We start from the raw sequence: 6,376 nt of genomic DNA on the forward strand, positions 1-6,376 counted from the left end.
AAGGAGAACAATCACGCCTTGACCACTGAATGACCGGAAATCCATAGTCAGAGGTGGCTCACTTCTCGATGGAAATGCCGGCTCAGTTCTGGGTGGAAATCAACACGCTTGGCGCAGCGTCGTTGAGAATGTGGCCTTTCCGCCAGCTCCCTCAATGCCCACCGACGAAGAATTGCGCGCGCGCTTGATACGAGCAGCAGCGGCTGACCTGGCGGTGTTCAAAAGGGCTGGAAAGTGGCCAACGAGTTCAATCTCGCTCACGCTGAAAATCGATCAGATCAGCGAGTGCCTCAGCACCAACGCGCTCGCAAGAGCCGTCACCACGTTCGAGGACCTTATCCTCGTTGCCGCTCCTGGAATGGGCAAGACCACCACGATCTTCCAAGTCGCCGATGGTATCGTTGACGCTCAAGTCGGAGCGCCAATAATAATTCCTCTCGGAGAGTGGGCAACTATGCGGGATAGCCTGCTCGGATCCGTGCTGAGGCGGGCATCCTATACCGGACTCTCAGAAAACGACCTTCAGCGAGTAGCCGCAGCGCCCGGCGTGGTGCTGCTACTGGATGGTTGGAACGAACTTGATGGTGCTGCGCGAGAGCGGGCCCGCATCGAGATTACACGTCTCAAAGGGGAGCTGCCTGAAATAGGGCTGGTGATTTCCACAAGACAGCAGGCACTCGACATTCCCTTCGTTGGAACGCGAGTGGATCTCCTACCTCTCCGAGATTCAGACCAGATGGCCATTGCGCGAGAAATGCGTGGCGATGCCGGCGAGAGGCTGGTCGATCACGCGTGGAGAACACCGGGTGTGCGGGAACTTGTGTCGATACCGCTGTATTTGACTTCGCTGCTAGCATCGCCCGGAGATCATTCATTCCCCACGACGAAAGAAGAAGTGCTACGGCACTTCGTTTCCGCTCTGGAACAAGACGCGGGAAAGTTCGCGGTGTTGATGGAGGCGACCGAAGGTTTCCACACGTCATATCTAGAAGCCCTTGCAGTCAGCATGACCGTGGATGCCAACACTTCGGTTACGGACGCGGATGCTCGAAAAATCGTCAACGGTGTCTCCCGCAACCTTGTCGCGGCTGACCAATTGGCCTCTCTGACGACCCAACCTAACAAGATCCTCAATGCGCTTGTGAGCGCCCATGTCTTGGTACGCGCGAGTGATACCGAGGGACTGTCGTTCCAGCACCAGCAGTTCCAGGAGTGGTTTGCTTCCCACGAAGTCGAGCGCTTGATGCTGATTGCAGTGAGCGATCCTGCTGTCATGGAGAGACTAAGAGCAGAAATCCTGGATTGCCGGTCTTGGACTGAATCAATTCTCTTCGCGGTTGAACGAACTTCGCGGGGAGACCAAACACAGCAGGGAGCTTGCGCATCCACCATCCTGGCTGGCTACGATGTCGATCCTCTTCTCGCAGCAGAGATGATCTTCCGGGCCAGCGATGATGTCTGGAAAGTTGTCGCCTGCGAAATTCAAGCGCGCATCCAGCGCTGGCACACGCCGGGCAAGCTAGACCGCGCTGTCCGCTTCATGGTCTCGACCGGCAGGTCGGAATTCATCGACCATCTTTGGCCGCTTCTGACAAACGAGAACGATCAGATCCATCTCGGCGCTCTCCGGGCTGCCGATAGGTTCCGGCCAGCGGTGTTCGGTAAGGACGCCGTCGAGCGCCTTGCAGGCCTGCCACCGAAGGTCCGTAAGCACGTCTTGTCAGAGATAGCCAGCAACAGCGGAATGGAGGGACTCGATCTCGCAACTGCTGTGGCGAAAGCTGACGTCGATCTCAACGTGAAGGTGGCCGTTGCTCACTCCCTATCGTTCCGTCGCGCCGACCGTCACCTAGTAGATCTTCTTCGTAATGCCGACGACGCCGTCTACGATTGCCTCGCCCAGAATTCCTATTTCGACGACGTCGACGATGCTGAAATCCGGGAGCGGCTAAATGCGGCTCGTGAAAGGCAAAAAGTAGCTGGGCTCTCTGCTCGCGAGCATTTGCTTATCCTGTTGAGGAGCGAACCGTCCGGCGATGTTTCTCGCGAGGTCATCACCCTACTGACCGATCTCGATATAAACAGACGCGAAGACCATGATCGCCGTTTGATATGGGACCTGAATGAGCGCTACCCCGAGGCTGTCGCGGAGGCCGTGCTGAAGCGCCTTCGCGCCAGAAAGGAGCTATTTTACGGTGCTGACGACATTCTCGCAGCTTCTGGCTATGTGCTCGAAGACAACGACCTACTACAGATCGCGCTAGCTGAAACGAGTTCCTACGACCCCAACGCGGATGCAGCGGCATCTGTACTGGGTCCTGATGCGGTTGGTGTGATTGTAGATGCGAATCTTGAGGTGCGCTCGAGGTTGCGGGACAAGGATGGCGGTCACGATCGGGCAGCGCAGGACCGCTTCTCTGCCTTGCGGCAACGATTGGCTCGCACTCGGGGCAAAAGCCTTGTTGCTGCCGTAGCTGCGCGGTCAGATTCTGCCAAAAACGAAGAACTAGCTCCCCTTGCGAACCTCTTTGCAAACCGAAGCCAGGAAGAGGACGGGCGTGGACGGCCATTTGACACGGAGGGCTTGGAGTCGATCGCTCGCCTAGCGCAGGTGTGGTCTAGCAGACTCTTGGAGGATCAGTCTTCATCTCGGAGTGCTAAGGCCGATATCGCGCGAATGATCGGTCATGCGCCAACACCAGCATTGTTACCGACCCTTCAGCGTCTGCTGGACGATAACTTGAAGCTCTTTCATGAATTTCGCGAGGCGGCAAAGGCGAGCGGATGGCGGGATCGAGCGGTCGTTACAGAAGCGCAGCATCCTCACATGCACGAGTATCAGACGGCGCTGATCGCCATCCGTGCGCCGGAAACATTCGACTTGGTGGCGGGATATCTCACCCACGAGCACTTTGGCGAATACGCAGCACGAGTTCTGGCGGTTCAATGGGCGGAAGAAAACGAGCCGAAGGAAGATCGAAGGCTCATGGGCGGCATCGACTTCTCGAGGGTTAATGAGCGGCGTGCCGCACGCCAAGCGAGGCCGAACGAAAGCTGCCGCGAGGCAGACGCGATTTTCACGGCCGTCGAGACGCTTATCTCAGATGGGACGACGGAGGAACAACACAAGCGCGCCGTGGTTCTTGGCAGCATTGGCGCGCGCCTACCGCATGGCAACCGAGCTGCTACATTTGAAAAATTGATCGCTTGCGCTTCGCGTCAGCCGCGCGCTGCGCTGGTTCTAGGCCTTGTCCTATCAGGCGAGGATGTGCCCATGCACCTCATCGCGAGCGGCATCTACGAAACGCTGGAAGACGCGAAACAGCATACTTGGATACTCACGGATGGCGAGAGCTATCAGCTTCGAGACTGGCTGCGCTTGTTGCCATTCGGAATGCCATTGACTCAAATCCCTGAGATTATCGTCCGTCTACCTGACGCCCAACGAACACCTCGCATGCTGGAAGAGATGATCCGTAACCTCGGCCTATCCTCTTCGGTGGATGGCCAGCGCGTTCTCTTCAGTCTCGCTGAAGACGATCCTCGCCTATATCAGGATCATCAATGGCAGAAGTCTGTCATGAGCCTTCCAGGCGAGAATACGGCTCGAGCTATCGTTGACCTGGTTTGCTCAGGTAAACTTAATGAGGCTTCCACCTACGGGCGACTTCATGATGAAATCTCGGGCCTGCTGCGGGAAAATCGCGATGCGCGCGCCCATGTTCATGATCTGCTCCGTGACGGACCAATAACTAAGGAAATGGCGCTGCTCGCCCATAGCCTTGCGCAGAACCCTTCGCCCGAAGATGTCGTCCTACTTGTCAAATGTGAAGTCGCGACCCAACGATCGTAAGCGCGACGCTGATCCCCTCCTGCCGCTGGTGATCTGAACGGGCCAATCTCCGTGCGCATGAACGTCGGAGGTGTTGGCTTGGAACGAGACGGCAAAATGGGCGGCCATTTGGACGGCTTCTCGGATGGTGGGGTTTCGCGGCTGGAAGTGATGGAGGGGCCGACCGGGCGTCAGCGACGCACGAAGGCGGAGCGGGCGCGGATTGCGGCGGAAAGCTTGGTGCCGGGAACTTCGGTGACCGAAGTCGCGCGGCGGCACGGGACGACGCGCTGGCAGGTTTATGACTGGCGGAAGAAGCTACGGGACGGACAGCTTGTCGTGCCCGAGAGCGTGGCGGCACTGCCGATGTTTGCAGAACTGGTCGTCGAGGGCGCCGCAGCGGAGATGCCGGCAGAGACGGAGGCCAGCACCGGCGTGGAGATTGTTGTGGGTGATGTCGTGATCCGCGTCGGCGCAGATACCGATGAGGTTCTGCTTACGCGGTCGATCCGAGCGGCGCGGGCGGCGGCATGGTGATGCTCGGCCAGGGCGGGCCGGTGAAGGTCTACGTGGCGACGCGGCCGGTGGACTTCCGCAAGGGCATCGACGGGCTGGCGCTGGCGGTGCAGGAGATGTTCGGGCTCGACCCGTTCTGCGGGGCGGTCTTCGTCTTCCGGGCGAAGCGGGCAGATCGTATCAAGATTCTGGTCTGGGACCAGACCGGGATGGTGCTCGTTCACAAGCGCCTCGAGGGCGGCAAGTTCGTCTGGCCGCAGGTGCGGGATGGGGTGATGCGCCTGTCCTCGGCGCAGCTGGCGGCGCTGTTCGAGGGGTTGGACTGGAGACTGGTAAGACCCGAGCGGGTGCGCCGCCCGCTGGTTGCAGGGTAAGTGCATCCGACGCACTGGAGGCCCCGTTTTTACTGGCCAGAACGGCATCAGCGTGATTCACTTCAGGCATGGATGCCGACACTCTCAGCCGCGAGAACGCTCATCTGAAGGCCCGCCTCGCGGAGGTCGAGGCAGCGCTCGCGGAGGTACAGGAGGCAAACCGCCGGCTGGAGGGTATCCTGCGCACCTCGCAGCGCGAGCGCTTTGGCAAGAGTTCCGAGAAGTTGTCACCCGACCAGTTCAATTTGCCGCTCGAGGACGCCGAACTGGCCCAGGGCGTGCTTGAGGCCGCGCAGGAGAAGGCTGAAGCCGCGCTTTCCCGGGCGCGAGGGGAAGAACCTCGCAAGCCCGCGCGCAACCGTGGGCATCTGCCGGCGCATCTGCCCCGGGTCGAGCGCGTGATCGAGCCGGCCAGCACCCTTTGCCCCTGCGGTTGTGGTGAGATGGCCCGGATCGGGGAGGATGTCTCCGAGCGGCTCGACGTGATCCCGGCGCAGTTCCAGGTTCTTGTGACGCGGCGCCCCAGATATGCCTGTCGCCGCTGCTCGCAGGCCGTAGTGCAGGCTCATGCGCCCGAGCACGTCGTGCCGGGCGGCCTGCCCACCGAGCGGCTGATCGCATGGATCATCATCTCGAAGTTCGGCGACCACCTTCCGTTTTACCGCCAGGCGGGGATCTTCGAGCGGCAGGGGCTCCACCTCGACCGCGGCACATTCGGCAATTGGGTCGGCCGCGCCTGCTTCCACCTGATGCCCGTGATCGACCACATGAAGGTCCACCTGCGCGTCGCCGACCGGATCTTCGTCGACGAGACCCGCGCGCCTGTTCTGGAGCCGGGCCGGAAGGCCACCAAGAGCGGCTACTTCTGGGCCGTCGTATCCGACGATCGCGGGCATGGCGGTGCCGGCCCGCCCCTCGTGCTGTTCCACTACGCTCCCGGTCGGGGACGGGAACATCCGCTTAGGTTCCTGGCCGGATACCGCGGCCGGTTCCTGCAATGCGACGCCTACCAATCCTACAATGCGCTGACCGAGATCACGCGCGATGAGGGGCCGTGGCAGCTGGTCTATTGCTGGACCCACGTCCGCCGCCGCTTCGTCAAACGCGTCGAGAGCGACGGCTCGCCCATCGCCGAGGAGATGCTGCGCCAGATCGCATTGCTGTATCAGATCGAAAAGACCGTGCGCGGCAAGGACCCGGCCGTCCGCATGGCCATCCGACGCGAGCAATCCGCCCCGATCATCTCCGCGCTCAAGCCCTGGCTGGAGACCCAGCTCTCGCGCATCCCGCGGAAGTCCCTGCTGGCCGAGGATATCCGCTACACCCTCGCGCACTGGCCCGGCCTGATCCGCTTTATCGACGATGGCACCCTCGAGCTGGACACCAACCCGGTCGAAAACCAGATCCGTCCGATCGCGCTGACCCGGAAGAACGCCCTCTTCGCCGGGAACGAAATCGGCGCCGAGAACTGGGCCATGCTCGCCTCGCTGGTTGCCACCTGCAAGCTGTCCGGCGTGAACCCCGTCGACTACCTCGCCGATACCCTCCGGGCCATCCTCGACGGACACCCCAGATCCCGCATCGAGGACCTCATGCCCTGGTGCTACGACCAAGCGTCAAGCCTCGCTGCATAGGGCCTCGTCGTCGCGCTTAC

4 protein-coding genes are annotated in these 6,376 nt (G+C 60.8%); all 4 read left to right on the forward strand.

Annotated features, from left to right (window positions below; all coding sequences use genetic code 11):
• Positions 1-154 precede the first annotated feature (154 nt).
• The 4 genes from ACTJI6_RS23365 (at position 155) to tnpC (ending at position 6,356) form a co-directional block, all read left to right on the forward strand.
• Positions 155-3,853 carry an NACHT domain-containing protein gene (locus ACTJI6_RS23365; RefSeq protein ID WP_440804125.1) on the forward strand — a complete coding sequence of 1,233 codons (3,699 nt, stop codon included), beginning with the start codon at positions 155-157 and terminating at the stop codon, positions 3,851-3,853.
• A gap of 96 nt (positions 3,854-3,949) precedes the next feature.
• Entirely contained in the window at positions 3,950-4,369 is a 420-nt protein-coding gene (gene tnpA / locus ACTJI6_RS23370; RefSeq protein WP_440798008.1) for an IS66-like element accessory protein TnpA, read from the forward strand.
• Positions 4,363-4,722 carry an IS66 family insertion sequence element accessory protein TnpB gene (tnpB, locus tag ACTJI6_RS23375; RefSeq protein ID WP_214273084.1) on the forward strand — a complete coding sequence of 120 codons (360 nt, stop codon included), beginning with the start codon at positions 4,363-4,365 and terminating at the stop codon, positions 4,720-4,722. The genes tnpA and tnpB overlap by 7 nt, the downstream gene beginning before the upstream one ends.
• Positions 4,723-4,790: 68 nt before the next feature.
• The gene (gene tnpC, locus ACTJI6_RS23380) at positions 4,791-6,356 is read left to right on the forward strand and encodes an IS66 family transposase (protein ID WP_080622378.1); all 1,566 of its coding nucleotides are present in this window, start codon (positions 4,791-4,793) and stop codon (positions 6,354-6,356) included.
• Positions 6,357-6,376 lie beyond the last annotated feature (20 nt).

The organism is Paracoccus sp. 22332 (genome assembly GCF_052045125.1).
GTDB lineage: Bacteria > Pseudomonadota > Alphaproteobacteria > Rhodobacterales > Rhodobacteraceae > Paracoccus > Paracoccus haematequi_A.